The sequence below is a fragment of the Pseudomonas sp. S2_B07 genome, from assembly GCF_054668435.1.
In genome coordinates, this window is the sequence record NZ_CP162769.1 from 4,122,240 (window position 1) to 4,145,002 (window position 22,763).

General features: G+C 60.7%; 17 protein-coding genes. 14 read left to right on the top strand and 3 right to left on the bottom strand.

From position 1 onward, the window contains the following. Positions 1-7: 7 nt before the first annotated feature. The 6 genes from dgcA (at position 8) to AB4N43_RS18990 (ending at position 8,176) form a co-directional block, all read left to right on the top strand. Positions 8-2,068 carry a dimethylglycine demethylation protein DgcA gene (gene dgcA, locus AB4N43_RS18965; protein WP_027926654.1) on the top strand — a complete coding sequence of 687 codons (2,061 nt, stop codon included), beginning with the start codon at positions 8-10 and terminating at the stop codon, positions 2,066-2,068. Positions 2,069-2,230: 162 nt separating this feature from the next. Beyond that, positions 2,231-4,180 carry a dimethylglycine demethylation protein DgcB gene (gene dgcB / locus AB4N43_RS18970; RefSeq protein ID WP_460151799.1) on the top strand — a complete coding sequence of 650 codons (1,950 nt, stop codon included), beginning with the start codon at positions 2,231-2,233 and terminating at the stop codon, positions 4,178-4,180. Continuing rightward, positions 4,180-5,400: an electron transfer flavoprotein subunit alpha gene (etfA, locus tag AB4N43_RS18975; RefSeq protein ID WP_027926656.1), complete on the top strand. Its 1,221-nt coding sequence runs from the start codon at positions 4,180-4,182 to the stop codon at positions 5,398-5,400. The genes dgcB and etfA overlap by 1 nt, the downstream gene beginning before the upstream one ends. 15 nt (positions 5,401-5,415) lie before the next feature. After that, on the top strand, positions 5,416-6,186 hold the full coding sequence (etfB, locus tag AB4N43_RS18980) for an electron transfer flavoprotein subunit beta (RefSeq protein ID WP_027926657.1): 771 nt from the start codon (positions 5,416-5,418) through the stop codon (positions 6,184-6,186). Between the two features lie 125 nt (positions 6,187-6,311). Beyond that, positions 6,312-6,878 carry a GNAT family N-acetyltransferase gene (locus tag AB4N43_RS18985; RefSeq protein ID WP_027926658.1) on the top strand — a complete coding sequence of 189 codons (567 nt, stop codon included), beginning with the start codon at positions 6,312-6,314 and terminating at the stop codon, positions 6,876-6,878. A gap of 131 nt (positions 6,879-7,009) precedes the next feature. Beyond that, a complete protein-coding gene (locus AB4N43_RS18990) occupies positions 7,010-8,176 on the top strand; it encodes a retropepsin-like aspartic protease (RefSeq protein ID WP_460151800.1) in 1,167 nt (388 codons plus the stop codon). Positions 8,177-8,951: 775 nt separating this feature from the next. Here AB4N43_RS18990 and gbcA read toward each other — a convergent pair. Beyond that, positions 8,952-10,247 carry a glycine-betaine demethylase subunit GbcA gene (gene gbcA / locus AB4N43_RS18995; protein ID WP_027926660.1) on the bottom strand — a complete coding sequence of 432 codons (1,296 nt, stop codon included), beginning with the start codon at positions 10,245-10,247 and terminating at the stop codon, positions 8,952-8,954. A gap of 281 nt (positions 10,248-10,528) precedes the next feature. On the opposite strand from gbcA, the gene gbcB reads away from it, so the two are divergent. After that, entirely contained in the window at positions 10,529-11,629 is a 1,101-nt protein-coding gene (gbcB, locus tag AB4N43_RS19000; protein WP_027926661.1) for a glycine-betaine demethylase subunit GbcB, read from the top strand. 105 nt (positions 11,630-11,734) lie between these two features. On the opposite strand, the gene AB4N43_RS19005 is transcribed toward gbcB, so the two are convergent. Beyond that, positions 11,735-12,559 carry an SDR family oxidoreductase gene (locus tag AB4N43_RS19005; protein ID WP_027926662.1) on the bottom strand — a complete coding sequence of 275 codons (825 nt, stop codon included), beginning with the start codon at positions 12,557-12,559 and terminating at the stop codon, positions 11,735-11,737. Positions 12,560-12,823: 264 nt separating this feature from the next. After that, on the bottom strand, positions 12,824-13,864 hold the full coding sequence (locus AB4N43_RS19010; RefSeq protein WP_027926663.1) for a threonine aldolase family protein: 1,041 nt from the start codon (positions 13,862-13,864) through the stop codon (positions 12,824-12,826). A gap of 133 nt (positions 13,865-13,997) precedes the next feature. Here AB4N43_RS19010 and AB4N43_RS19015 point away from each other — a divergent pair, with 133 nt between their 5' ends. The 7 genes from AB4N43_RS19015 to purU all read left to right on the top strand — a co-directional run bounded on the left by AB4N43_RS19015 (position 13,998) and on the right by purU (position 22,688). Beyond that, a complete protein-coding gene (locus AB4N43_RS19015) occupies positions 13,998-14,708 on the top strand; it encodes a TraX family protein (protein ID WP_027926664.1) in 711 nt (236 codons plus the stop codon). A 284-nt stretch (positions 14,709-14,992) separates the two neighbouring features. Continuing rightward, positions 14,993-16,246, top strand: coding sequence for a serine hydroxymethyltransferase (gene glyA / locus AB4N43_RS19020; protein WP_027926665.1), 1,254 nt, complete (start codon positions 14,993-14,995; stop codon positions 16,244-16,246). A 23-nt stretch (positions 16,247-16,269) separates the two neighbouring features. Beyond that, positions 16,270-17,520, top strand: a complete 1,251-nt coding sequence (locus tag AB4N43_RS19025) for a sarcosine oxidase subunit beta (protein WP_007947735.1) — start codon at positions 16,270-16,272, stop codon at positions 17,518-17,520. Between the two features lie 14 nt (positions 17,521-17,534). Further along, the gene (locus tag AB4N43_RS19030) at positions 17,535-17,864 is read left to right on the top strand and encodes a sarcosine oxidase subunit delta (RefSeq protein WP_007947734.1); all 330 of its coding nucleotides are present in this window, start codon (positions 17,535-17,537) and stop codon (positions 17,862-17,864) included. Next, positions 17,861-20,878 carry a sarcosine oxidase subunit alpha gene (locus AB4N43_RS19035; RefSeq protein ID WP_027926667.1) on the top strand — a complete coding sequence of 1,006 codons (3,018 nt, stop codon included), beginning with the start codon at positions 17,861-17,863 and terminating at the stop codon, positions 20,876-20,878. The genes AB4N43_RS19030 and AB4N43_RS19035 overlap by 4 nt, the downstream gene beginning before the upstream one ends. A gap of 128 nt (positions 20,879-21,006) precedes the next feature. Next, positions 21,007-21,639, top strand: coding sequence for a sarcosine oxidase subunit gamma (locus AB4N43_RS19040; protein WP_460151801.1), 633 nt, complete (start codon positions 21,007-21,009; stop codon positions 21,637-21,639). A gap of 191 nt (positions 21,640-21,830) precedes the next feature. After that, the gene (gene purU / locus AB4N43_RS19045; protein WP_027926669.1) at positions 21,831-22,688 is read left to right on the top strand and encodes a formyltetrahydrofolate deformylase; all 858 of its coding nucleotides are present in this window, start codon (positions 21,831-21,833) and stop codon (positions 22,686-22,688) included. Positions 22,689-22,763: the final 75 nt, after the last annotated feature.

Here is a 22,763-nt window from a genome sequence, read left to right on the forward strand (position 1 = left end):
CCCTGCCATGGCTTTCGAAGCAATGTTCCAGCCGATCCAGATCGGCAAACTGACCATCCGTAACCGCGTGCTCAGCACCGCGCACGCCGAGGTCTATGCCACCGACGGCGGCATGACCACCGACCGGTACGTCAAGTATTACGAAGAGAAAGCCAAGGGCGGGATCGGCCTGGCGATTTGCGGCGGTTCCTCCAGTGTGGCCATCGACAGCCCGCAAGGCTGGTGGAAGTCGGTCAACCTGGCCGACGACCGGATCATTCCGCATTTCCAGAACCTGGCCGATGCCATGCACAAGCATGGCGCCAAGATCATGATCCAGATTACCCACATGGGCCGTCGTTCGCGCTGGGACGGCGAGCACTGGCCAACCCTGCTGTCGCCATCGGGCATCCGTGAACCGGTGCACCGCGCGACCTGCAAAACCATCGAGCCGGAAGAAATCTGGCGGGTGATCGGCAACTACGCCAGCGCCGCAGCGCGGGCCAAGGCCGGTGGCCTGGATGGCGTCGAACTGTCCGCCGTGCACCAGCACATGATCGACCAGTTCTGGAGCCCACGCGTCAACAAACGTACCGACGAATGGGGCGGCAGCTTCGAGAACCGCATGCGTTTCGGCCTGGAAGTCCTTAAAGCGGTACGCAAGGAAGTCGGTCCGGACTTCTGCGTCGGCATCCGTCTGTGCGGTGATGAATTCCACCCGGACGGCTTGTCCCACGAGGACATGAAACAGATCGCCAAGTACTACGACGACACCGGCATGATCGACTTCATCGGTGTCGTGGGCTCGGGTTGCGACACCCACAACACCTTGGCCAACGTTATCCCCAACATGAGTTATCCACCGGAGCCGTTCCTGCATTTGGCGGCCGGTATCAAGGAAGTGGTCAAGGCCCCGGTCCTGCACGCGCAGAACATCAAGGACCCGAACCAGGCGACCCGTATTCTGGAAGGCGGTTACGTCGACATGGTCGGCATGACCCGTGCCCACATTGCCGACCCGCACTTGATCGCCAAGATCAAAATGGGCCAGGTCGACCAGATCAAACAATGCGTCGGCGCCAACTACTGCATCGACCGTCAGTACCAGGGCCTGGACGTGCTGTGCATCCAGAACGCCGCGACCTCCCGTGAATACATGGGCGTGCCGCACATCATCGAGAAGTCGACCGGTGTGAAGCGCAAAGTCGTGGTGGTCGGTGCCGGTCCTGCCGGGATGGAAGCGGCGCGCGTGTCGGCGGAACGTGGCCACGACGTGACCCTGTTCGAGAAGAAAGAATTCATTGGCGGCCAGATCACCACCGCTTCGAAAGCCCCGCAACGGGACCAGATCGCCGGTATCACCCGCTGGTTCCAGCTGGAGCTGGCACGTTTGAAAGTCGACCTGCGCCTCGGCGTGGCGGCGGATGCGGCGACCATTCTCGACCTGCGTCCGGACGTGGTGGTACTCGCTGTCGGCGGTCATCCGTTCCTGGAGCAGAACGAGCATTGGGGCGCGGCTGAAGGCCTGGTGGTCAGCAGCTGGGACATCCTCGACGGCAAAGTGGCGCCGGGCAAGAACGTGCTGGTCTACGACACCATTTGCGAGTTCACCGGGATGTCGACCGCCGACTTCCTCGCCGACAAGGGCAGCCAGGTTGAGATTGTCACTGACGACATCAAGCCGGGCGTGGCGATTGGCGGCACCTCGTTCCCGACGTACTACCGCAGCATGTACCCCAAAGAAGTGATCATGACCGGGGACATGATGCTGGAGAAGGTCTACCGCGAAGGCGACAAGTTGGTGGCGGTGCTGGAAAACGAATACACCGGCGCCAAAGAGGAGCGGGTGGTGGACCAGGTCGTCGTCGAAAACGGCGTGCGTCCGGACGAAGAAATCTACTATGCCCTGAAGGAAGGCTCGCGCAACAAAGGCCAGATGGACATCGAAGCCCTGTTCGCGATCAAGCCGCAACCTTCGTTGAGCGAGGCGGGCGATGGCTACTTGCTGTTCCGCATCGGCGACTGCGTGGCGCAACGCAACACCCATGCGGCGATCTACGACGCGCTGCGGTTGTGCAAGGATTTCTAACGGCTTGCACATGACCCTGTGGGAGCGGGATTGCCCGCGATAGCGGTGGGTCAGTCAATGCAGATGTGACTGACAAAATGCAATCGCGGGCAAGCCCGCTCCCACAGGAACCGAGTCAGGCATCTCGACCTGCAAGACCCCGAGGTCTTTGGGAGCTCCACCATGTTGAACACCCTTCTTCCAATCCTGTTGTTCGCCGCCCTGGGCCTTGCGGTCCTGGGCGCGTTGCGGCGGGTGGCCATGTGGCGCCGGGGCCGAGCCTCGAAAGTCGACCTGATCGGCGGCCTGTTCGCCATGCCCAAGCGCTACATGGTCGATTTGCACCATGTCGTCGCGCGGGACAAATACATCGCCAACACCCACGTCGCCACGGCCGGTGGTGCGGTGGCGTCCATTGTGCTGGCGATTCTGGTGCACGGTTTCGGCCTGCATAACCGCATCCTCGGTTACGCGCTGCTGTTGATGACGGCCGTGATGTTCGTCGGTGCGATCTTCGTTTACCTGCGTCGACGCAACCCGCCGGCGCGCTTGTCCAAAGGCCCGTGGATGCGCCTGCCGAAAAGCCTGTTGGCGTTCTCGGCATCGTTTTTCCTGTTGACCCTGCCGGTCGCCGGCATCCTTCCGGAAAACTTCGGTGGCTGGCTGGTGGCGGCGATCCTCGGTGTCGGCGTGCTGTGGGGCGTTAGCGAACTGTTCTTCGGCATGACCTGGGGCGGGCCGATGAAGCACGCCTTCGCCGGTGCCTTGCACCTGGCCTGGCACCGTCGCGCCGAGCGTTTTAACGGCGGCCGTTCCACCGGTTTGAAACCGCTGGACCTGAACGATCCGACTGCGCCACTGGGCGTGGAAAAACCCAAGGATTTCACCTGGAACCAACTGCTCGGCTTCGACGCCTGCGTGCAGTGCGGTAAATGCGAAGCCGCGTGCCCGGCCTATGCCGCCGGCCAGCCGCTGAACCCGAAAAAACTGATTCAGGACATGGTCGTCGGCCTGGCCGGTGGCACCGATGCGAAATTCGCCGGTAGCCCGTATCCAGGCAAAGCCATTGGTGAGCACGCGGGCAATCCGCATCAACCGATCGTCAACGGTCTGGTGGACGCTGAAACCCTGTGGTCCTGCACCACTTGCCGTGCCTGCGTCGAGGAATGCCCGATGATGATCGAGCACGTCGACGCCATCGTCGACATGCGCCGCCATCTGACTCTGGAAAAAGGCGCGACCCCGAACAAGGGCGCCGAAGTCCTGGAAAACCTGATCGCCACCGACAACCCGGGCGGCTTTGCGCCGGGCGGGCGGATGAACTGGGCGGCGGACCTGAACCTGACGTTGATGAGTGAGAAGACATCCGTCGATGTGCTGTTCTGGGTCGGCGACGGCGCCTTCGACATGCGCAACCAGCGCACCCTGCGCGCCTTCGTCAAAGTGCTGAAAGCGGCCAAGGTCGACTTCGCGGTGCTCGGCCTGGAAGAGCGCGACAGCGGTGACGTGGCCCGGCGTCTGGGCGACGAAGCAACGTTCCAGCTGTTGGCCAAACGCAACATCCAGACCCTGGCCAAATACAGCTTCAACCGCATCGTCACCTGCGACCCGCACAGTTTCCACGTGCTGAAAAACGAGTACGGTGCCTTCGACGGTAACTACCTCGTCCAGCACCACAGCACTTACATGGCCGAAATCATCGGTGCTGGCGCCCTGAACCTTGGTCAGCACAAAGGCAGCAGCGTGACCTATCACGACCCGTGCTACCTCGGCCGCTACAACGGCGAATACGAGGCGCCGCGCGAAGTGCTGCGTGCGTTGGGTATCGAAGTCAAAGAGATGCAACGTTCCGGGTTCCGCTCGCGCTGCTGTGGCGGTGGTGGCGGCGCGCCGATCACCGACATTCCGGGTAAGCAGCGGATTCCCGACATGCGCATGGAAGACATCCGCGAGACCGGCGCCGAGCTGGTAGCCGTGGGTTGTCCACAGTGCACGGCGATGCTCGAAGGCGTGGTCGAGCCGCGTCCGTTGATCAAGGACATCGCCGAACTGGTGGCCGACGCGCTGCTCGAAGACGCCGCGCCAGGCAAGCCGACTGCACCGGCCAAACGTGAACCTGCGGAGGCCCACTGATGAGCGACATTATCCGCCGCGACCCACGCGCCGAATGGATTGCGCGTAACCGTCTGCACCCGCTGCACGCGGCCATGCAACCGGCGCAACACAGCTGGATGGGGCCCAACGGGGTCATCCGCAAGAATCTGCACGGCATCGGTTTTATCGGTCCCAACGGGATCAAGCGCATTGACCGCAGTGGCGCTCAGCAGGGCGGCGCGACCAAGCGCACGGCTGCTGTTGAAGTGCAATTGCCGCTGCATCAAGTGCCGGCCCCGGCGTTCTACATCAGCGTGGTGCCGGACATGGTCGGCGGCCGCCTGAGCAGCCACGACCGCGACTTGCTCGGCCTGGCTCATCAGTTGGCTGGCACGGACGGTGCGGTGTTGGCCGTGGTCTTCGGTGAACACAAGGAAAACGCCTTTGCGACGGCGGGCGTTGATCGCTTGCTGGTGCTGGAAGGCGAAGAATTCAGCGGTTATGCACCGGAACAACGAGTCCAGGGCCTGCGGGCTGTGGATAACCAGTTCAACCCACGTCATTGGTTGTTGCCGGACAGTCGTAGCGGTGGCGGTGAACTCGGTCGGCGCTTTGCCGCCGCACTGGGCGAACGCCCGGCCACGCGGGTCTGGCAGGTCAAGGACGAGGAATGCATCGGCCGCGCCGGTGCGGGGTTGCAAGACCTTGCGCGCCCGGTTGCACGCTTGATTCTGGCGGCGGCCGAATGCGCCGAACCGGTCAGCGAAACCCGTCACGAAGCACTGCCGGTGGAGTTATCCACAGCCGTGGCACGTAGCCTGTCGCGCATCGAAGACTTGGGCGCGGTAGCGGTGGACCCGGCGGCCATTCCCATGGCCGAAGCCGAGTTCATCTTCTCCGGCGGCAACGGGGTCAAGGACTGGGGACTTTTCCACAGGACCGCCGAGGCGCTGGGCGCCACCGAAGGCGCGTCCCGTGTGGCGGTGGACGATGGGTTCATGGCGCGCGACCGTCAGGTCGGCGCGTCCGGCACCTGGGTCACCGCACGGGTTTATGTGGCGGTGGGCATTTCCGGGGCAATCCAGCACCTGCAAGGCATCGGTGCCTGCGACAAGGTGGTGGCGATCAACCTCGACCCTGGCTGCGACATGATCAAACGGGCCGACCTGTCGGTGATCGGCGAGAGCGCCGAGATTCTTCAAGCCTTGATCGATGCGGTAGCGGCTTACCGCAACGACGCCAAGCGCGATGCGGCTTAAGGGAAGGAAAGGGTTATGAGCACGAAAATCATCAGCCTGGTGTCCATCGGCGCCCACCCGACCTCCGGCCGGCCACGTCGCGCGGAGCAGGATGCGCGAGCGGTGGAACTGGGCCTGCAACTGGCTGGGGATAACCTGCAAGTGCTGCATGCCGGCGACGTCGCGGAACCGGCGCTGCGCGCTTATCTGGGCATGGGCCTGGAGCAGTTGCAGGTGCTGGAACAACCGTCAGGCGCCGATGCCTTGCCGGCGTTGACCGCTTATTTGCGCGATGCCGGGGCGCAAGTCGTGCTGACCGGCAGTCAGGCGGAAACCGGTGAAGGCTCGGGCATGTTGCCGTTCCTGCTGGCGGAAAGTCTCGGCTGGCCGCTGGTGGTCGGTTTGGCGCAGGTGGAATCCATCGACGGCAATTCGGCGCTGGTGCTTCAAGCCTTGCCGCGGGGTCAACGTCGTCGCTTGAAAGTGCGCCTGCCGTTTCTCGCGACGGTGGATAACGCTGCACCGAAGCCTCGGCAAAGCGCTTACGGCCCGGCCCGGCGTGGCGTGTTGCAAGCCGATGATGTCGAAGTGATCGACGATGAACTGTTGGCGGTCGCCACGTTGCAACCGGCCAAACCCCGGCCTAAACGCCTCAAGGTGATCAAGGCCAAGAGCGGCGCCGACCGGATGAAAGCGGCGACAGCCAAGGCCAGTGGCGGCGGCGGGCAGGTGCTCAAAGGCGTTACGGCGCAAGCGGGGGCCGAGGCCATTCTCAAATTGCTGATCGAAGAAGGCGTGGTCCGCTAACCGATCACCCCCACACCTCTAAAACTGTAGGAGTGAGCCTGCTCGCGATCGCGGTGGTTCAGTCGACATTTATCTTGAATGTCCGTCCGCCTTCGCGAGCAGGCTCGCTCCCACAAGGAAAAACAATGACTGTTGAATTTCGTTCGGCCCTGCGCGCGGATGCGCGGGAGATTGCTCGCTTGTTCCAGATTTCATCAGAGGGCGCTTCGGATTACATCTGGAGCCAGATGGCAGAGCCCGGCCAGGACCTGTTGGACGTTGGTGCCCTGCGCTATGCCCGCGACGATGTGGACTTCTCCTGGCAAAATTGCCTGATCGCCGAGGCAAACGGGGAGGTCATCGGGATGATGCACAGCTACGTGATGCGCCATGACCCGATGGCGGCGCCCGTCACCGACCCGGTACTGGCGCCGTACGCCACCCTGGAAATCCCCGACACCCTCTACATTTCCAGCCTGGCGCTGCATGAGGGCTGGCGGAACCAGGGCCTGGGCAAACAATTCCTCGCTTACGCCTACGACCGCGCCAACCAGTTGGGCCTCAATGGCCTGAGCCTGATCGACTATGCGGCCAATACCGGCGCCCGGCGGTTTTACGAGCGGCATGGCTTCCGTATCGTCGACACCTGCCAGATCACGCCCCACCCGATGATCCGGGTCACAGGCGAAGCCTATCTGATGTACCGGCCGTAGGGCTGCTTTCCGCCCTACCGCTCGGTGAACTACAGTTTTGCTGTGCGCTGGTTAAGGGTGCAGCACGGTTCACGGAGCTTTCAGACGTTCAGCGCTGAGTCGTAAAACCCGTTTTCAGGCGTGGGTTGAACATGAAGGCGTTGCGTTGGCGTGCGGCCTGGTTGCTCTGTGGGGTGATGTGCGTGCCGGCCGGGTTGATGGCGGCTGCCAACACTGAAGCCGATCAGGATTTTTATCAGTGGCTGGAGTCGGACCAAGGGCAAACAGCCTCCTTGGCCCAACTGCGCCAGCGCTGCGACAAGGTCGTGGACGCTACAAACAATCTCAACTGTTCAGTGTCCGTGTTCGCCCGCATGTTCGAGGCCAAAGCCGCCAATCAATTGCCTGATTACTATCTGGCAATCAAGCGCCGCCATGCTCAGGCCATTGCGAGTGACCCCGAGCTCAACGTCCTGTTCTCCATGTTTGGCCGTCAATCGATCGCGACCCTGCGCGCGGTCGGCGATTTTTCGGTGTCCAGTACCAAACGGCATGAAGTCCTTACGGTTTATCCGCTCCCCAGTGACGGTTACGTCACGGACGAAGTGCTGCCGTACATCGACGTCAAAGCTGCCAATGGCGTCTCTTCACGCTTTATTGTCGATACCGGCGCACCGCAAACCCGGGTCAACGCCGAAACTGCGAAGCGCATGGGCATCACGCTGTTAACCGACTCCCATTACGGCTACAGCACGTTTTATGGCGAACATGACCTGTCGGCCAAGCTCGGGGTTTTTCATTCGTTGACGGTCGGCGGGAGCGAGTTCCGCAACGTCCTGGTGTTTGTCAGTGACCGGGATAACTTGTTAGGACTGGATCTGGTCGGCAAGCTGGGGCGTTTGAAGCTCACGAAAAAAACCCTGGAACTCAACGCGCAACCTCTCGCACGGTGCGATTCGCCGGTGACCTATTCGCGCGCAGACATCAATCAACGACTGACCATTGCTGCACGGCTGGATCGTCGGGCGACGCTGGCGATTCTTGATACAGGTAATGTGGATTACTTGACGTCGGCCTCCCCCGGTGACTTGCCTGTTCACGTCGCCGAAAACTCGCGACACCAGACGTTCAAAGGCGAGTTGGATTTGTCTGGCGACGTCCGGGCAATCACCTACAAATACTATCCAGGCTTCACCATTCCTCCGTCTTTGGTGTCCGGGCAGTACGTGCCTTCGATTTTGCTCGGGTGGCGGGCATTCAATGACTATGAATTGAACCTGGACCCGCTTTCGGGTCGCTCGTGCCTGAATAAAATCTGATTTACCCACAAAGCCTGTTAGCGCTTCTGTGGATAACGTGTTCGCCCCTCGCTACGACCTATGCAAATCAAGGCCTGTAAGCCTTCGTACAAAAAACAACCAACCTAACGTGCGGTTTTTACAGGCTTTTTGCGGTGGATAAGGTTTCTCACTGTTCAATACTTGCCCCCAATCTCTGTTGGCGCTTCTGTGGATAAGATGTTTGCTAACCGCTACAAGCTATATAAACCGGGCGATTCGGGTGATTGGTTAAAAAATGATCAAATCATGGGTTTGGACCGCTAAACATGCCGAATACCCCTATTTATCGCGGCTTTCAGCGGTTTTCCACAGATGTGCAGAAGTTGCCCCCAAAGTCTGTTGGCGCTTCTGTGGATAAGGTGTTTGCCATCCTCTGCAGGCCACGTAGAACGTGCCCCACAAGCTTTCGATCAAAAAATAACCAGCGACTGTTAAAAACCAGGCTTCTGGATAAGTCACGGATTTTCTTCGGTTTATGTGGAGAAAGTTTTGTGTAAAACCACACTTGTCCCCAATAGCTGTGGGTGGAGGTGTGGATAACTTGTTTGTGGAAGGCTGGGAGGTGCGTAGGGCATAGCGCTGAACGGAATAGATCATATTTCGTACAGTTCTGAATCGGGGAAGGGGTATCGGGGGCGGGGAAGGATGGGTTGTTGGGGAGGGCGCCATCGCGAGCAGGCTCGCGCCTACATTTGATCTGTGTCGGTCACAAATCCCTGTAGGAGTGAGCCTGCTCGCGATGCTTTTAGCTCTGTCAGCCTTGAACAGGAACGCCTTTGAGGTACGGTGCCGGCTCAGCCCCGAGGTTGTTCAGCAAACGCTCGCTGTACCAATCCACAAAGTTCACCACGCCAAACTCATAGGTCTTGGAGTAAGGCCCAGGCTGGTACGCCGTGGAGTTGATGCCGCGCTGGTTTTCTTCTGCCAGACGACGGTCCTGGTTGTTGGTTTCATCCCACACTTTGCGCATGCGTTCTACGTCGTAGTCCACGCCTTCGACTGCGTCTTTGTGCACGATCCACTTGGTGGTGACCATGGTTTCCTGAGCGCTGATCGGCCACACGGTGAAGACGATGATGTGATCGCCCATGCAGTGGTTCCACGAGTGCGGCAGGTGCAGGATGCGCATCGAGCCCAGGTCGGGGTTCTTGATGCGGCCCATGAGCTTGGCGCAGCCCTGTTTGCCGTCCATGGTCATCGACACGGTGCCTTTGAGCAGCGGCATGCGCACGATACGGTTACGCAGGCCGAAACTGGCGTGGGCGTACGGGATCTTCTCGGCTTCCCAGGCAGCGGCGGAGGCGGCGACGTGGTCCTTGAAGGCCTGGTCGGCGCGCGGGTCGGTGACGTCGTCCCATTCCAGCAGGGTTTTCAACAGTTCCGGGTGCGATGCGTTGCAGTGGTAGCACTCGCGGTTGTTTTCCAGCACCAGTTTCCAGTTGGCTTTTTCGTACAGGTTGGTCTGGATCGCCACCTTGGTGTTTTCCATGTCGTACGGTTCCATGTAATGGCTCAACGTCGACAGGAAGTCATCAATGGCCGGCGGGTTCTCCGACAGGCTGATGAAGATGTAACCACCGGCGGTCTTCACGTTCACCGGTTTGAGGCCGTACTGCTTCATGTCGAAGTCGGCGCCCATTTCGGTGCCGGCGAACAGCAGGCGGCCGTCCAGTTCATACGTCCACTGGTGGTAATGGCAGACCAGTTTGGCGACCTTGCCTTTTTCACTGGTGCACAGACGCGAACCGCGGTGGCGGCAGACGTTATGGAACGCATGCACCACGCCGTCGGCGCCGCGAATCACGATGATCGGGTTCTTGCCGACTTGCAGGGTCAGGTAGTTGCCCTTGGTCGGGATCTCGCAGGTCATGCCGGCGATCAACCATTCTTTCTGGAAGATTTCCTGCATGTCGATATCAAACAGCCGCTCGTCAGAGTAAAACGGCTGCGGCAGCGAGAAAGTCCGCTCGCGCTCTTGCAGCATCTGCGCGGTGGCCTTGCGTGCGGGTTCCAGTGGATCGCCCAGGCTCAGGGTAGTGGTGACGTCCATCGTGTATTTCCTCAAGGCCATCTGCGTGGCCGCGAAAGTGGCTGATCAGGTTTGCTACGCAAGGTGTAAAGGATGTGTCTTGGTATGGGGCGAGTGTGGGGCCGGCGTTGCCCGGAACCTTATCTACGAGCGACATGGCCCACTCTGTTCCCGACGCGCAACCCCCGGTAGTTGGGGCTTGGTCGCGATAAGTATGTGAATGTCGCAGATAGGTAAATGGGTGGTTCGCACGTTACGCAGAATCGCCAACATAAGGCCGAGCATCGGCGGTGGAGAACAGCATGTCCAACAGCTTCCTGAATCCGGTAACGACCCAGACCTGGGCCAATGGTCGTCACATCGTCCGTTGCGTCAAAGTCATCCAGGAAACCTGGGATGTGCGCACCTTCTGCTTTATGGCTGACCAGCCGATCCTGTTCTTTTTCAAGCCGGGGCAGTTTGTCACCCTGGAGCTGGAAATCGACGGCGTGCCGATCATGCGCTCCTACACCATTTCCAGCTCGCCATCGGTGCCTTACAGCTTCTCGGTGACGATCAAGCGCGTGCCCGGCGGCAAGGTCTCGAACTGGCTGCACGACACTCTGCATGAAGGTCAGGAGCTGGCGGTGCATGGCCCGGTCGGGCTGTTCAACGCCATGGACTTCACCGCGCCGAAGGTGCTCTACCTCAGCGGTGGTGTCGGCATCACGCCGGTCATGTCCATGACGCGCTGGTTCTATGACACCAACGGCAACGTCGACATGGTGTTTATCCACAGCGCCCGCTCGCCCAAAGACATCATTTACCACCGCGAGCTGGAACACATGGCGTCGCGGATCGACAACTTCAGCCTGCACCTGATCTGCGAGAAGCATGGTCTTGGCGAACCGTGGGCCGGTTATCGCGGTTACCTGAACCACAAGATGCTCGAATTGATGGCGCCGGACTTCCTCGAACGCGAAGTCTTCTGCTGCGGCCCGACGCCCTACATGAATGCGGTGAAGCGCATGCTCGAGACCGCCGGTTTCGACATGTCGCGTTACCACGAGGAATCGTTCGGTGCGACGCCACCGGAAGCCCGCGCAGACGCCGTGGAGCAAGCCGAGCAAGCGGCGGATGCACCGGAAATCGACGTGGCAGACCTGCATCAGGTGGAATTCACCGCCTCCGGCAAAAGCATTCGTGTGGCGCCGGGCGAAACGGTGCACGCGGCTGCGGCCAAGCTTGGGCTGTTGATACCGAAAGCGTGCGGGATGGGGATTTGCGGTACGTGCAAGGTGATGAAGCTGGGTGGCGAGGTCGAGATGGACCACAACGGCGGGATTACCGAGGAAGACGAAGCCGAAGGGTTCATCCTGTCGTGCTGCAGCGTGCCGAAGGGCGACGTGCGTATCGAGTTCTAAACCTGTGGGAGCGAGCTTGCTCGCGATAGCGGTGGATCAGTCAATATCAATGTTGAATGTTCCGGCGTCATCGCGAGCAAGCTCGCTCCCACAGTGGTTTGTGTTTCAGTCCACGAATAAGTCGGGCATCAGCTTGTCGTTGGTGCCGGGCTCAAAGCGGTAGTGATCGAATTCGGTCACGCCATGCTCCCGTAGAATCTCCTCATCAATCAGCAATCGCCCGGTGATGCTGCGACCGCTGCTGTCCAGAATGACGTGGGCGGCATCGGCCATGATTTCGGGCGTTCGCGCATGCTTGAACGATTCCCGTGAGCCAAGCTGAAACTCAATAGCGGCGGTGGCGATCATGGTCTGTGGCCACAGCGAATTGACGCTGATGCCGTAATTTTTGAATTCCTCGCTCATGCCAATCGTCAGCATGCTCATGCCGTATTTGGTCACGGTGTAGGGGCTGTACTGGGCAAACCATTGGGTCGCCAGGTTCAGCGGCGGCGACAGGTTGAGAATGTGCCCACCGGTTTTTTTCAGATAGGGCAGGGCAGCCTGGCTGCACAGCAACACGGCGCGGGTGTTGATCTGGTGCATCAGGTCGAAGCGCTTGAGTTCGATGTGTTGAACCCCGGTCAGCTTGATCGCCCCGGCGTTGTTGATCAGCGCATCGATGCCGCCGAAATGTTCGTTGGCCTGGGCGAGCGCGTTGCGCACGGCATCTTCGTCGCGCACATCCACCTGCAAGGCCAGCGCCTTGCCTCCCGCTGCCTCAACTTCCTGCGCCACGCTGAAAATCGTGCCCGGCAACTTCGGGTGCGGCTCGGCGCTTTTGGCCGCAATCACAATGTTGGCCCCATCCCGCGCAGCTCGCAGCGCGATCTCACGACCAATCCCACGGCTGGCACCGGTAATGAACAGGGTTTTGCCTTGTAAGGACATGCGTACGCTCCTGATTATTATTGTCTGAGCGGATAGAAATGGCTCGCCAATCAATGTAGACCAAGAGTTTCAGGGTGAGTGATCAGGGGAGGGGGAAAGGGGTTTTGTGGCGAGGGAGCTTGCTCCCGCTGGGCTGCGAAGCGGCCCCGAATACTGAGAATGCGGTCTGTCTGGCAGACCGCATTGGCTGGTTCTACGACGGCTGCGCCGCCGAGCGGGAGCAAGCTCCCTCGCCACAGGGGATCGGGTTGCTGTTTGAAGGAATCAGCGGGACATGACTTCGCGGATGTCGGCGGCCAGTTCGCGTACGCGTTCTTCTTCGGTGTCCCACGAGCACATGAAGCGTGCGCCGCCGTTGCCGATGAAGGTGTAGAAGCGCCAGCCCTTGGCGGTCAGTGCGGCGATGGCCGGTTCCGAGAGTTGCAGGAACACGCCGTTGGCCTGCACCGGGAACATCAGTTCCACGCCCGGGATGTCGCTCACCAGTTCGGCCAGCAACTGTGCGCAGCGGTTGGCGTGGTGGGCGTATTTGAGCCAGGCGTCGTTTTCCAGAATCCCGACCCACGGGGCCGAGAGGAAGCGCATCTTCGAGGCCAGTTGACCGGCCTGTTTGCAGCGGTAGTCGAAGTCTTCAGCCAGCTTGTGGTTAAAGAACAGAATCGCCTCGCCGACCGCCATGCCGTTTTTCGTACCGCCGAAGCACAATACGTCTACGCCGGCCTTCCAGGTCAGGTCTGCCGGGGAGCAGCCGAGGAACGCACACGCATTGGAGAACCGCGCGCCGTCCATGTGCAGGTTCAGGCCCAGCTCTTTGCAGGTGGCGCTGATGGCGCGAATTTCTTCCGGGGTGTAGACGCTGCCGACTTCGGTGGCCTGGGTCAGGGTCACGACGCGCGGTTTCGGGTAGTGAATGTCCTGGCGCTTGAGAGCGACTTCGCGGATCGATTCCGGGGTCAGCTTGCCGTTTTCAGTGCGGGCGATCAGCAGTTTGGAGCCGTTGGAGAAGAATTCCGGTGCGCCGCATTCGTCGGTTTCGACGTGGGCGGTTTCCGAGCAGATCACGCTGTGGTAACTCTGGCACAGCGACGACAGGGCCAGCGAGTTGGCGGCGGTGCCGTTGAAGGCGAAGAACACTTCGCAGTCGGTTTCGAACAGTTTGCGGAAATCGTCGGACGCGCGAGCGGTCCATTCATCGTCGCCGTATGCGCGCTGGTGGCCGTGGTTGGCCTGTTCCATGGCCGCCCAGGCTTCAGGGCAGATACCGGAATAGTTGTCGCTGGCGAATTGTTGGCTCTTATCGGTCATGGCCCTGCTTTCCGTGGTCGAGACGCCTATGGTGAAGCGACTCGTGGTCAATGATGGTGCGCACTTTACCGAAGATCATCCGGGGAGCACACGCGATGCGTCTGACAGAAAAATACAAAGACGACGGGCAATTATGCACATGACTCAACGGGATGGGGCACTGGATCTGCTCAAGTGGCTGGCGCTGTTGAGCATGGTGCTCGATCACCTGCGATATGTCGGTTATTCCGTCGATCTGCTGTATGTGCCGGGGCGGCTGGCGTTTCCGTGGTTCTGTCTGGCGATGGCGGTGAATGTTTCCCGTGCACGGGAAGTGCCCCATCAGTGGCGTTATCTGGGCTGGTTGCTGCTGTTCAGTGCCATCAGTGAGATCCCTTACAGGTTGTACATTCCTGATCCCGACACCTTGAACGTGTTGCCCACGTTGGCGCTTGGGCTGTTGGTCGCGCGGGGCTGGCAGCACCCGACGCTGCAATCGCGACTGTTGGCGGTCGCCGCTTTGACGCTGGCGGCAGTGTTCCCGGAGCGACTGATGTTTGGTTTCTTCGGGGTGTTGTTGCCGCTGGCGATGTTGCTGGTGATCCGGCGTCCCTGGTATTTCGCGCTGCTGCCGGGGCTGGTGTGCCTGGCGGCCAATGAATGGCGGGTGCTGATTCAAGCCGCGAAGCTGGGCAATAGTGCTGCGGTGCCAGGCATCGCCGCTTGTCTGATTGCGCCACTGTTGGGGACGCTGCTTTTGCGACATGCCAAAGGCATTCATCCACTGCCGATGCGGCGTTGGGCCTATGCCCTCTATCCGCTGCATTTTTTCCTGTTGCTACTCGTCCGCCAAATCGTCACCTGACCGCTGTGGGAGCGGGTTTGCTCGCGATATCGGTTTGTCATTCAACAGGGATATCGACTGACCCGCCGCCATCGCGAGCAAGCTCGCTCCCACAGGGATCTCTGGTGGTTCGGGGACCGTGTCCGGTCAGGCATTTCGGCTCATGTCGTAAACGCACCTTTGCGTGGCGTCCGTAGGCATTTGGCCTGTCTGCGCCGGTCATACCATCGCATCCAAAGGGCACTGTCGAAACACCAGTGCCTTACCGAGACGAATGGCGCATAGATGCCGCTGGGAGAGACGCGATGTTCAGCAAGCAAGACCAGATCCAGGGTTACGACGATGCACTGCTGGCGGCGATGAATGCCGAAGAGCAACGTCAGGAAGATCACATCGAGCTGATCGCGTCAGAGAACTACACCAGCAAACGCGTCATGGAAGCGCAAGGCAGTGGCCTGACCAACAAATACGCCGAAGGCTATCCGGGCAAGCGCTACTACGGTGGCTGCGAGCACGTCGACAAGGTTGAAGCCCTGGCCATCGAACGCGCCAAGCAACTGTTCGGTGCCGACTACGCCAACGTCCAGCCGCACTCCGGCTCTTCGGCCAACAGTGCTGTGTATCTGGCGCTGATCCAGCCAGGCGACACCATCCTCGGCATGAGCCTGGCCCACGGTGGTCACCTGACCCACGGCGCCAAAGTGTCGTCCTCGGGCAAGCTGTACAACGCCGTGCAGTACGGCATCGACACTAAAACCGGGTTGATCGATTACGACGAAGTCGAGCGCCTGGCCGTCGAATGCAAGCCAAAAATGATCGTTGCCGGCTTCTCGGCTTACTCCAAGACTCTGGACTTCCCACGTTTCCGTCAGATCGCCGACAAGGTCGGTGCGCTGCTGTTCGTCGACATGGCGCACGTTGCCGGTCTGGTCGCTGCTGGTCTGTACCCGAATCCGCTGCCGTACGCTGATGTGGTGACTACCACCACTCACAAGACCCTGCGCGGTCCACGTGGCGGCCTGATCCTGGCCAAGGCCAACGAAGAAATCGAGAAGAAGCTCAACGCCGCCGTTTTCCCGGGTGCCCAGGGCGGCCCGCTGATGCACGTGATCGCTGGTAAAGCGGTGTGCTTCAAGGAAGCGCTGGAGCCGAGCTTCAAGGCTTACCAACAACAAGTGATCGACAACGCCCAGGCCATGGCCGGCGTGTTTATCAAACGCGGCTACGATGTAGTGTCCGGCGGTACCGATAACCATCTGTTCCTGGTCAGCCTGATCCGTCAGGGCCTCACCGGCAAAGACGCGGATGCAGCACTCGGTCGCGCCCACATCACTGTGAACAAGAACGCTGTCCCGAATGATCCACAGTCGCCGTTCGTCACCTCCGGCCTGCGCATCGGCACCCCGGCGGTGACCACGCGCGGCTTCAAGGTGACCCAGTGCGTCACGTTGGCCGGCTGGATCTGCGACATCCTCGACAACCTCGGCGATGCCGATGTCGAGGCCAATGTTGCGCAGCAAGTATCGGCCCTGTGCGCGGACTTCCCGGTTTATCGCTGAGCGCGGTTTTGGAGTAAATGACTATGCAACGCTACTCGGGCTTCGGCCTCTTCAAACACTCCCTCAGCCATCACGAAAACTGGCAGAAAATGTGGCGCACGCCGACCCCGAAAAAGGTCTATGACGTAGTCATCGTCGGCGGTGGCGGGCATGGTCTGGCGACCGCCTACTACCTCGCCAAGGAACACGGCATCACCAACGTGGCCGTGGTCGAGAAAGGCTGGCTGGGCGGCGGTAACACCGCGCGCAACACCACCATCGTTCGCTCCAACTACCTGTGGGACGAGTCGGCGCACCTGTACGAACACGCGATGAAACTGTGGGAAGGCCTGTCCCAGGACCTGAACTACAACGTGATGTTCTCCCAGCGCGGCGTTTACAACCTGTGCCACACCCTGCAGGACATTCGTGATTCCGAGCGTCGGGTCAGTGCCAACCGCCTCAACGGCGTGGACGGTGAACTGCTCGATGCCAAACAAGTAGCCGACGAGATTCCGTACCTCGACTGCTCGAAAAACACCCGCTACCCGGTGATGGGCGCGACCGTCCAGCGTCGCGGCGGCGTGGCCCGTCACGATGCCGTGGCCTGGGGCTTTGCCCGTGCCGCCGACGCCTTGGGCGTGGACCTGATCCAGCAGACCGAAGTGATCGGTTTCCGCAAGGAAAACGGCGTGTGCATCGGTGTTGAAACCAACAAGGGCTTCATCGGCGCCAAGCGCGTCGGTGTGGTCACTGCCGGTAACTCCGGGCACATGGCCAAACTCGCCGGTTTCCGTCTGCCGATCGAATCGCACCCGCTGCAAGCGCTGGTGTCCGAGCCGATCAAGCCGATTATCGACAGCGTGATCATGTCCAACGCCGTACACGGTTACATCAGTCAGTCCGACAAGGGCGACCTGGTGATCGGCGCCGGTATCGACGGCTACAACGGCTACGGCCAGCGCGGTTCGTACCCGGTGATCGAACACACCATCCAGGCCATCGTCGAGATGTTCCCGGTGTTGTCGCGCGTCCGCATGAACCGGCAGTGGGGCGGCATCGTCGACACCACGCCGGATGCCTGCCCGATCATTTCGAAAACGCCGGTACCGAACATGTTCTTCAACTGCGGTTGGGGTACCGGTGGCTTCAAGGCGACACCTGGCTCGGGCAACGTGTTTGCCGCGAGTCTGGCCAAGGGTGAAATGCACCCATTGGCTGCACCTTTCTCCATCGACCGTTTCCACAACGGTGCGTTGATCGATGAACACGGCGCTGCTGCGGTTGCCCACTAACAGGAGAAATCCCCATGTTGCATATCTTCTGTCCTCACTGCGGCGAACTGCGCTCCGAAGAGGAATTCCATGCATCCGGCCAGGCGCACATCCCGCGCCCACTGGACCCGACCACCTGCACCGACGAGGAGTGGGGCGACTACATGTTCTTCCGCGATAACCCTCGCGGCCTGCACCACGAGTTGTGGGACCACGTTGCCGGTTGCCGTCAGTACTTCAACGTCACCCGCGACACCGTGACCTACGAGATTCTCGAGACCTACAAGATCGGCACCAAGCCGCAGTTCACCGACAAGACTGAAAGTCCGAAAGCGGCCGCGCAGGCTCTGGGAGCTAAGGTATGAGCCAGATCAATCGCCTGTCCAACGGTGGACGGATCGACCGCAACAAAGTGCTGAACTTCACCTTCAACGGCCAGAGCTACAAAGGCTTTGAAGGCGACTCGCTGGCCGCTGCACTGCTGGCCAACGGCGTCGACATCATCGGTCGCAGCTTCAAGTATTCCCGTCCGCGCGGCATCTTCGCGGCGGGCGCTGAAGAGCCAAACGCCGTGCTGCAGATCGGCGCGACTGAAGCCACGCAGATCCCCAACGTACGCGCCACGCAACAAGCGCTGTATCAAGGCCTGGTCGCCACCAGCACCAACGGCTGGCCAAGCGTGAACAACGACATGATGGGGATTCTCGGCAAGGTCGGCGGCAAGCTGATGCCACCGGGCTTCTACTACAAAACCTTCATGTACCCGCAATCGTTCTGGATGACTTACGAGAAGTACATTCGTAAAGCCGCCGGTCTTGGCCGCTCGCCAACCGAGAACGATCCGGACACCTACGACTATATGAACCAGCACTGCGACGTGCTGATCGTCGGCGCTGGCCCTGCTGGCCTGGCGGCTGCACTGGCTGCTGCGCGCAGCGGTGCCCGAGTGATTCTCGCCGATGAGCAGGAAGAGTTCGGCGGCAGCCTGCTCGACTCCCGCGAAAGCCTCGACGGCAAGCCTGCTGCCGAATGGATCGCCAGCGTCATCGCCGAACTGAAAGACACCCCGGACGTGCTGCTGTTGCCGCGCGCCACGGTCAACGGTTACCACGACCACAACTTCCTGACCATCCACGAGCGCCTGACCGATCACCTCGGCGACCGTGCTCCGATTGGCCAGGTGCGTCAGCGCATCCACCGCGTTCGCGCCAAACGTGTCGTGCTGGCGACCGGCGCGCACGAGCGTCCGCTGGTCTACGGCAACAACGACGTGCCGGGCAACATGCTTGCTGGTGCTGTGTCGACTTACGTGCGCCGCTACGGCGTGGCACCGGGCAAAAAACTGGTGCTGTCGACCAACAACGATCACGCCTACCGCGTTGCTCTGGACTGGCTCGACGCCAGCCTGCAAGTCGTCGCTATCGCCGACGCCCGCAGCAATCCTCGTGGCGCTTTGGTTGAAGAAGCACGTGCCAAAGGCATCCGCATCCTGACCGGCAGCGCCGTGATCGAAGCCCGTGGCAGCAAGCACGTGACGGCGGCTCGTGTGGCGGCGATTGATGTCAAAGCACACGCCGTGACCAGTCCTGGCGAGTGGCTCGAATGCGACTTGGTTGCCAGCTCCGGTGGTTACAGCCCGGTGGTTCACTTGGCGTCGCACTTGGGTGGCAAGCCGATCTGGCGCGAAGACATCCTCGGTTTCGTACCGGGCGAAGCACCGCAAAAACGCGTGTGCGTCGGTGGTATCAACGGTGTCTACGGCCTCGGCGATTCCCTGGCCGACGGTTTTGAAGGGGGCGCTCGCGCCGCTGCCGAAGCCGGGTTCCAAACGGTCGAAGGCGTACTGCCAAAAGCCTTGAGCCGTCTGGAAGAGCCAACGCTGGCGCTGTTCCAGGTGCCCCACGAAAAAGCCACCGCACGGGCGCCGAAGCAATTCGTCGACCTGCAAAACGACGTCACCGCTGCCGCCATCGAACTGGCGACCCGCGAAGGCTTCGAGTCGGTCGAGCACGTCAAACGCTACACCGCACTGGGCTTCGGTACCGACCAGGGCAAGCTCGGCAACGTCAACGGCCTGGCCATCGCTGCCCGTTCGCTGAACGTGACCATCCCGCAGATGGGCACCACCATGTTCCGCCCGAACTACACGCCGGTGACGTTCGGCGCCGTGGCCGGTCGTCACTGTGGGCACATCTTCGAGCCGGTCCGTCACACCGCACTGCATCACTGGCACGTGAAAAACGGCGCTGAGTTTGAAGATGTCGGTCAGTGGAAACGTCCGTGGTACTTCCCGAAAAGCGGTGAAGACATTCATGCCGCAGTGAAACGCGAATGCAAAGCCGTGCGCGACAGTGTTGGTCTGCTGGATGCGTCGACCCTGGGCAAGATCGATATCCAGGGCCCGGATTGCCGTGAGTTCCTCAACCGCATCTACACCAACGCCTGGACCAAGCTCGACGTAGGCAAGGCGCGCTACGGCCTGATGTGCAAAGAAGACGGCATGGTCTTCGACGACGGCGTCACCGCTTGCCTCGCCGACAACCATTTCGTGATGACCACCACCACCGGCGGCGCTGCACGCGTGCTGCAATGGCTGGAAATCTACCACCAGACCGAATGGCCGGAGCTGAAGGTGTACTTCACCTCCGTGACAGATCACTGGGCAACCATGACCCTGTCCGGGCCGAACAGCCGCAAGCTGCTCAGCCACGTCACCGACATCGACCTGAGCAACGAAGCCTTCCCGTTCATGACCTGGAAAGAAGGTCTGGTCGGTGGTGTGCCGGCGCGGGTGTTCCGGATTTCGTTTACCGGTGAGCTGTCGTACGAAGTCAACGTGCAAGCCGACTACGCCATGGGCGTGCTCGAGAAAATCGTCGAGGCCGGCAAGCCATACAACCTGACGCCGTACGGCACCGAGACCATGCACATTCTGCGGGCCGAGAAGGGTTTCATCATTGTCGGCCAGGACACTGACGGCTCGATGACGCCGGATGACTTGAACATGGGCTGGTGCGTCGGTCGCACCAAACCGTTCTCGTGGATCGGTCAGCGTGGCATGAACCGCGAAGACTGCGTGCGTGATCAACGCAAGCAACTGGTGGGCCTGAAGCCGATCGATCCGACCAAATGGCTGCCGGAAGGTGCGCAACTGGTGTTCAACACCAAGCAAGCGATCCCGATGACCATGGTTGGCCACGTGACCTCCAGCTACTTGCACAACTCCCTGGGCTATTCATTTGCCATGGGCGTGGTGAAAGGCGGGTTGAAGCGTATCGGTGAGCGTGTGTTCGCACCGCTGGCGGATGGCAGCGTGATCGAGGCGGAAATTGTTTCTTCGGTGTTCTTCGATCCTAAGGGTGATCGCCAGAACATCTGACACCACAGAACCTGTGGGAGCGTGGCTTGCCCGCGATGAACGATAACGCGGTGCCTCAGGCAGACCGAGTTGCTCCCATCGCGGGCAAGCCCGCTCCCACAGGGAAACGAATTCAGGAAAGGTGCTTTATGACCGCAGCCAATGTTTACCAACAACGCCCAACCACCGGGGCCAAGGCCGAGTCGTCGCTGCATCATGCCGACCTCGCCAGCCTGGCGGGCAAGGGCCGCAAAAACGCCGGCGTGACCGTGCGTGAGAAGAAACTCCTCGGCCACCTGACCATCCGTGGCGATGGCCACGATGCTGCGTTTGCCGCCGGCGTACACAAGGCGCTTGGCATCGAATTGCCGGGTGCGCTGACCGTCGTCATCAAAGGCGAAACCAGCCTGCAATGGATGGGACCGGATGAATGGCTGCTGATCGTGCCGACCGGTGAAGAATTTGCCACCGAGCAAAAACTGCGTGAAGCGCTGGGCGACTTGCACATTGCAATCACCAATGTCAGCGGCGGCCAGCAGATCCTCGAACTGAGCGGCCCGAACGTGCGCCAGGTGCTGATGAAATCCACCAGCTACGACGTGCACCCCAACAGCTTCCCGGTGGGCAAGGCCGTGGGCACGGTGTTCGCCAAGTCGCAACTGGTGATTCGCCATACCGCTGAAGACACTTGGGAACTGCTGATCCGCCGCAGCTTCTCGGATTACTGGTGGTTGTGGTTGCAGGATGCGGCCGCTGAATACGGCCTGAGCGTCCAGGCTTAATGATCGTTCCCCTGTGGCGAGGGAGCTTGCTCCCGCTCGGCTGCGCAGCAGTCGTAAAACCTGAGCCCGCATTCCTCCTGAGTGAGTGCGGTCGCTGATTTTGGGGTCGCTTCGCAACCCAGCGGGAGCAAGCTCCCTCGCCACAGGTCTTCGCAGCCGTGTAGGTATTTTCGAACAGGAGTCACCGCACTATGAGCCGCGCCCCAGACACATGGATTCTGACCGCCGACTGCCCCAGCGTCCTCGGCACCGTGGACGCGGTGACCCGCTTTCTGTTCGAGCAGGGCTGCTACGTCACCGAGCACCACTCCTTCGATGACCGGCTCTCGGGCCGCTTCTTCATTCGCGTGGAATTCCGTCAGCCCGAAGGCTTCGACGAGCAAGCCTTCCGCGCCGGACTGGAAGAACGTGGCAAAGCCTTCGGCATGGTCTTCGAACTGACACCACCGAACTACCGGCCAAAAGTGGTGATCATGGTCTCCAAGGCCGATCACTGCCTCAACGACTTGCTCTATCGCCAGCGCATCGGCCAGTTGTCGATGGACGTGGCCGCCGTGGTTTCCAACCACCCCGACCTCAAGCCGCTGGCCGACTGGCACCAGATTCCGTACTACCACTTCCCGCTGGACCCCAACGACAAGCCGTCGCAGGAGCGTCAGGTATGGCAGGTGATCGAAGAGTCCGGCGCCGAACTGGTGATTCTTGCGCGCTACATGCAAGTCCTGTCGCCAGAGCTGTGCCGCAAACTCGACGGCAAGGCGATCAACATCCATCACTCCCTGCTGCCCGGTTTCAAGGGCGCCAAGCCGTATCACCAGGCCTACAACAAGGGCGTGAAACTGGTTGGCGCGACGGCGCATTACATCAACAACGACCTGGACGAGGGGCCGATCATTGCCCAGGGCGTGGAGGCGGTGGACCACAGTCATTACCCGGAAGACCTGATCGCCAAGGGGCGGGATATCGAAGGGCTGACCCTGGCGCGGGCGGTGGGTTATCACATTGAACGACGAGTATTTTTGAACGCCAATCGCACCGTCGTTCTCTAGATTGCTATCGCGAGCAAGCTCGCTCCCACAGGGTTTTGTGTCGTTCACAAGTCTTGTGGTCAACCGCTGCCACTG

Bases quoted from the DNA above. Each gene is read 5' to 3' on its own strand.
- dgcA (WP_027926654.1), top strand. From the start codon at position 8: ATGGCTTTCGAAGCAATGTTCCAGCCGATCCAGATCGGCAAACTGACC.
- dgcB (WP_460151799.1), top strand. From the start codon at position 2,231: ATGTTGAACACCCTTCTTCCAATCCTGTTGTTCGCCGCCCTGGGCCTT.
- etfA (WP_027926656.1), top strand. From the start codon at position 4,180: ATGAGCGACATTATCCGCCGCGACCCACGCGCCGAATGGATTGCGCGT.
- etfB (WP_027926657.1), top strand. From the start codon at position 5,416: ATGAGCACGAAAATCATCAGCCTGGTGTCCATCGGCGCCCACCCGACC.
- AB4N43_RS18985 (WP_027926658.1), top strand. From the start codon at position 6,312: ATGACTGTTGAATTTCGTTCGGCCCTGCGCGCGGATGCGCGGGAGATT.
- AB4N43_RS18990 (WP_460151800.1), top strand. From the start codon at position 7,010: ATGAAGGCGTTGCGTTGGCGTGCGGCCTGGTTGCTCTGTGGGGTGATG.
- gbcA (WP_027926660.1), bottom strand. From the start codon at position 10,247: ATGGACGTCACCACTACCCTGAGCCTGGGCGATCCACTGGAACCCGCA.
- gbcB (WP_027926661.1), top strand. From the start codon at position 10,529: ATGTCCAACAGCTTCCTGAATCCGGTAACGACCCAGACCTGGGCCAAT.
- AB4N43_RS19005 (WP_027926662.1), bottom strand. From the start codon at position 12,559: ATGTCCTTACAAGGCAAAACCCTGTTCATTACCGGTGCCAGCCGTGGG.
- AB4N43_RS19010 (WP_027926663.1), bottom strand. From the start codon at position 13,864: ATGACCGATAAGAGCCAACAATTCGCCAGCGACAACTATTCCGGTATC.
- AB4N43_RS19015 (WP_027926664.1), top strand. From the start codon at position 13,998: ATGCACATGACTCAACGGGATGGGGCACTGGATCTGCTCAAGTGGCTG.
- glyA (WP_027926665.1), top strand. From the start codon at position 14,993: ATGTTCAGCAAGCAAGACCAGATCCAGGGTTACGACGATGCACTGCTG.
- AB4N43_RS19025 (WP_007947735.1), top strand. From the start codon at position 16,270: ATGCAACGCTACTCGGGCTTCGGCCTCTTCAAACACTCCCTCAGCCAT.
- AB4N43_RS19030 (WP_007947734.1), top strand. From the start codon at position 17,535: ATGTTGCATATCTTCTGTCCTCACTGCGGCGAACTGCGCTCCGAAGAG.
- AB4N43_RS19035 (WP_027926667.1), top strand. From the start codon at position 17,861: ATGAGCCAGATCAATCGCCTGTCCAACGGTGGACGGATCGACCGCAAC.
- AB4N43_RS19040 (WP_460151801.1), top strand. From the start codon at position 21,007: ATGACCGCAGCCAATGTTTACCAACAACGCCCAACCACCGGGGCCAAG.
- purU (WP_027926669.1), top strand. From the start codon at position 21,831: ATGAGCCGCGCCCCAGACACATGGATTCTGACCGCCGACTGCCCCAGC.